The following is a 4,756-nucleotide window of genomic DNA, read 5'->3' as shown; positions in this document are numbered from 1 at the left end:
GCGTGGTCGGCGACCTCGCGGGCTTCGCGGCGGCGATCTACAAGCGCGGCGTCGACTTCGTTCAGATCCCGACCACCCTGCTGGCTCAGGTGGACTCTTCGGTCGGCGGCAAAACCGCCATCGACACGCCCCGGGGCAAGAATCTGGTGGGCGCATTCCATCAGCCGCGCCTGGTGCTGGCCGACCTCGACGTGCTGGCGACGCTCGACGCGCGCGAGATGCGGGCCGGCTATGCCGAGGTGATCAAGTACGGTCTGCTGGGCGACCGCGCCTTCTTCGAGTGGCTGGAGACCAAGGGCGACGATGTGCTGGCCCGCGAACCCGCCGCGCTCGCCCGGGCCGTCGCCCGGTCCGTGGAGATGAAGGCCGAGATCGTCGCCGAGGACGAGCGCGAACAGGGACGTCGCGCGCTGCTCAATCTGGGTCACACCTTCGGCCATGCGCTGGAGTCCGAGACCGGCTATGGCGCGGCGCTGCTGCACGGCGAAGCGGTGGGCGCCGGCATGGCGCTGGCCTTCCGCTTCTCCGCGCGGCTCGGACACTGTTCCGGCCAGGACGCGGAACGGGCGGTGCGCGCGATCGCCGCCGCCGGCCTGCCGACCCGACTGGACGAGGTTCCCGGCCATCCCTTCAACGCCGACCGACTCGTGGCTCACATGGCCCAGGACAAGAAGGCCGAGGGCGGCCGCCTCACCTTCATCCTGACCCGCGCGCTGGGCGACGCCTTCACCGCCAAGGGCGTGGATGCGCGCGCGGTGGCGGACTTCCTGCGGGCGGAAGGGGCGCGTTAGAGGCCGCAAGGACTCAACCGTTGAAAACGCGCAAGAGGCTCGCCACCCGCCAGCGGTGTCATCCCGGAACGCGCGCAAGCGCGTGTCTGGGACCCAGCGGCAGGGTCTCGGTGGATAGGTCGGGTGCGAGCGGCGAGGTGGCGGGGGCTGGGTCCCGGTCTTTCGCTGGCGCGAAAACCGGGATGACACCTTGGGGTGCGCCGCCAAATGTCTCGAATAAGACCGATTGGCGCTTCCTGCGCGCGGGTGCGCGAAGAGCGCCCGCAACCCGCATGAACGGGTTCGGGACGTGGCGAATGCGACGAATAGGACCGATTGGCGCTTCCTGTGCGCGCGGGCGCGAGGCCAGCGGCAGGCATGAGGGTGCAATCCCTGGCGAGAGGGTTGGAGTGGATTTGGGTCGTTCAACGTGTTCGGGCCCCGCAGACTTGGGACGGTAGCTCAATCCGCCGCAATCGGCAAGAACAAATAAAGAACATATACCACGGTCTGGCCGAACCGGAGAGGCGCGCGAAGTTGCAGGCGCCCCTCACCCCAAGAACCCCGCCACCTCCTCGATCGCCTCGACCAGGGTCACGCGGCGCAGGTCCACGCCCGGCGGCAGGCCGGAGAACAGGCGCGTGGGCGAGGAGGAGTCGAGTATGACGAAGCAGCCCTTGTCGTCGCCCCGACGGATCAGGCGGCCGAACGCCTGGGCGATGCGGGCGCGGGCGATGGCGTCGTCATAGGCCTTGGCGCCGAAGCGGGCGCGTCGGGCCTTGTGCAGGATGTCCGGCCTCGGCCAGGGCACGCGATCGAACACCAGAAGGCGCAGGGCGCGGCCCGGCACGTCGACGCCGTCGCGCACCGCGTCGGTACCCAGCAGGCAGGCGTCCTCCTCGGCCCGGAAGATATCGACCAGGGCCCCCACCTCCAGCGGGTCCACATGCTGGGCGTAGAGGGCGAGGCCCCGGTCGGCGAGCGGCGCCGCGATCCGCTCATGCACCGCGCGCAGGCGCCGGATGGCGGTGAACAGGCCCAGGCCTCCACCGCCGGCGGCCAGAAACAGTTCGCGCATCGCCGCGCCCACCTGCCGGGCGTCGTCGCGGGCCACGTCGGTCACCACAAGGGCGCGGGCGTTGGCGGCGTAGTCGAACGGCGAAGCCAGTTTCAGGGTCTTGGGCCGGTCGGGCAGGCGGGCGGCGCCGGTGCGCATTTCGGCCAGCGCGAACGGATCATCCAACGTCGGATCCGCAAGGGTGGCCGAAGTCACCAGCACCCCGTGGGCCGGGAGGATCACCGCATTGGTCAGCGGCTCGGTGGGGTCCACCCAGTGCCGGCGACAGGCGGCGTCCACCACCCGACCGTACATGATCGTCGCCTCGAACCAGTCGACGAACTCGGGATCGTCCTCCGTGGTTTCGTCCAGGGCGGTCAGCATCGAGCGCCAGGCCGGCAACATCATCCGCGCCCGCCGGTCTAGCCCGCGCAGGGCGCCTTCGATCCGCGCCCGCTCCGAGCCGGATAGCGTCTCGGCCTCGACATCCAGCACGTCTTCCAGAGCGCGGGCCAGGGCCAGCAGCGGCGATTCCAGCCGGCCAAGCGCCTGGGCGGCCTCGCGGGCGGTTTCGCGCACCCGGTCCAGGGCCGGACGCGCCGCGCACTCCATGCCGATGTCGGACGGCGCCGCGCGCGCCCGCAGCTGATCCAGCATCGCCACCAGAAACGCCTCGATCGGGCCCTGCGGGTTCACCTCGCCGCCGGGCGGCGCGATCCGGCCGCTCCACCCCTCGCCGGGCAGCGCCGAGGCGCTCCGCAGCGCCTCATTGAGCGCGCTCCGGGCCGTTTCACGGTCGCCCAGCATGTCGGAGAGGCGCGCTTCCAACCCTCGGCCCCGTCGCCCACGACCCTCCGGCCCGCGGATCCAGCGGCGCAGTTCGGCCGCCTCGGCGCCGGACAGGGCGGCGGAGAAGGCGCTGTCGGCGGCGTCGAACAGGTGATGGCCCTCGTCGAACACGATGCGCTTCAGCCGCGTGGTCTCGCCGTCGCCCTTGGAACCGCGCGCCGCCCGCGCGCCGTCGAACGCCGCCTGGGAGAGCACCAGGGCGTGATTGGCGATGACGATATCGGCCCTGCGCGAACCGCGGATCGCCTTCTCCACGAAGCAGGTCCGGTAGTGCTGGCAGCCCGCGTGGACGCACTCGCCGCGCCGGTCGACGAGGTTCTGTGCGCTGGCCTGGGCGGCCGGCGTCACGGCGAACAGGCTGGGCAGCCAGGCGGGAAAGTCACCGCCGGTCATGTCGCCGTCGCGGCTCACGCGCGCCCAGCGGGCGACGAGACCGAGGCCGATCAGGTCGCCCTGGCCCAGCTGGGCGGTGTTGACCTGGTCCTGCAGGTTGAGCAGGCAGAGATAGTTCTCGCGGCCCTTGCGGACGACCGCCTTCTTCGCCCGCACCGCCGGGTCGGGCCACAGCGCGCGGCTCTCGCGCTCGATCTGGCGTTGCAGCGCGCGGGTGAAGGTGGAGACCCAGACGGAGGGGCCGTTGGCCTCGGCCCAAAGCGATGCCGGAGCCAGATAGCCCAGGGTCTTGCCGACGCCGGTGCCGGCCTCGGCCAGCATCATGTTGGGTTCATCCTCGCGGTCGCGCGGCTGAAAGGCGAAGGCTGTCTCCCGCGCATAGTCGGCCTGGGCGGGGCGGGCTTCGTCGAGACCGGCCCGGGTGAGCAGTTCGGCCAGGCGGGCGGCGGCGGCCTCCGGGGACACCGAGGCCGAGCCCGGCTCTCCAGGCGGCGCCTCGGCCTCCCACTCCGCCAGCCGCGCCCAGACATCGAGCCCGGAAGACCGGAAATGGTTGGAGACGGGCTGCGACCGCAGAGCCGCCACGCACGGCCCGCCCCAGGCCCAGCCCGCGCGCTGCAGCGTCTCGGCCAGGGCCAGCGCTTCCTCGCGGGAGGGGACAGGCGCCTCGGCCAGCTCCGCCAGCAGGATCGCAACCGCCTCGCGCAGGGATGCGGCCTGCGCCTCGGCGCCCCGGGGTTCGGGCCGTCCGAGCGCCAGGGCCAGCCCCGCCGCCGAGGGCGCGGCGAACTGGGCCGGCCGCACGAAGGCGAACAGCTCCAGCGCATCGAACAGCCGCGGACTGCGCGACGGCGGATCAAGCCCCAGCCGCCGCGCCGTGAGGGTCGCATGCGCCACCAGCACCGGGGCGGCGAGCAGCATGTCCCGCGCGTCGGGCGCCCGGAGCGGCTGGGCGTCTCCAGCCGGCGTGCAGACGCCCGCGCGAGGTCCGGGCAGGACCACCAGCGCGGGCGCGAGCGTGAAGGGTTGGGTCGGGGCGAGAGTCACCCTGCAAGGCTACGCGGGCTGGATCGCGAACGGAAGGGGAACCTCATCGGCGGCGCGCAGGGTCCTTGTTGTTGACGCGCTGGGCGTTTGGCCCTATCCGCGCGCCTCCGATCCACGGCCCGGAGGGCCCTGACATGCGACGACGTTTGCGCGCCTGACCGCCGCCCCCGCGCGATGCGCGGCCCCGTCGCCTTTCTCGCGAGATCGGAATCCATGTCCCTCGACCCCTGCCGGCCCGCGCCGGCGCTCATTCTCGTCAACGAAATTCCCGCCCACGGCCAGCCCATCGAGGCGCTGCTCAATCGCGCGTTCGGCCCGGGCCGCTTCGCCAAGGTCTCCGAGCGCGTCCGGGAGATCGCCGCGTTTGCGCCGGACCTTTCGTTCGTGGCGGTGGAAGACGGCCGCCTGCTGGGCGTGGTTCGGATGTGGCGCGCCCGCGCCGGCGGGTCGCCGATCACCTTCCTGGGGCCGCTGGCCGTCGAGGCCGATGACCGCCGCCATGGGCTGGGCGCAGCCCTGGTCACCAGAGCCTGCGAGGCGGCGCAGGCCGCAGGCGAGAGCTGCGTGGTGCTGGTCGGGGATCTGCCCTACTTCCAGCGCGTCGGCTTTCAGGTCGCACCGGATGTGATCCTGCCCGGGC

The 4,756-nt window shown here is 72.3% G+C and carries 3 protein-coding genes; 2 read left to right on the top strand and 1 reads right to left on the bottom strand.

Annotation, left to right across the window (positions count from 1 at the left end):
- Positions 1 to 791 (top strand): 3-dehydroquinate synthase (aroB, locus tag ACIQ3R_RS15395; RefSeq protein WP_397419739.1); only part of this gene is annotated, 791 nt, incomplete at its 5' end.
- A 529-nt stretch (positions 792 to 1,320) separates the two neighbouring features.
- Here aroB and ACIQ3R_RS15390 read toward each other — a convergent pair.
- Entirely contained in the window at positions 1,321 to 3,990 is a 2,670-nt protein-coding gene (locus tag ACIQ3R_RS15390) for an ATP-dependent DNA helicase (protein ID WP_397419740.1), read from the bottom strand.
- A gap of 339 nt (positions 3,991 to 4,329) precedes the next feature.
- Here ACIQ3R_RS15390 and ACIQ3R_RS15385 point away from each other — a divergent pair.
- Positions 4,330 to 4,756, top strand: a 427-nt coding sequence (locus tag ACIQ3R_RS15385) for a GNAT family N-acetyltransferase (protein WP_397419738.1), incomplete at its 3' end; no start/stop codon positions are given.

The organism is Phenylobacterium sp., assembly GCF_044371015.1.
Lineage (GTDB): Bacteria > Pseudomonadota > Alphaproteobacteria > Caulobacterales > Caulobacteraceae > Phenylobacterium.
Note: the sequence above shows the minus strand (reverse complement) of the source record. Positions and strands in the feature narration are given on the sequence as shown.

Bases quoted from the DNA above. Each gene is read 5' to 3' on its own strand.
- ACIQ3R_RS15390 (WP_397419740.1), bottom strand. From the start codon at position 3,990: ATGCTGCTCGCCGCCCCGGTGCTGGTGGCGCATGCGACCCTCACGGCG.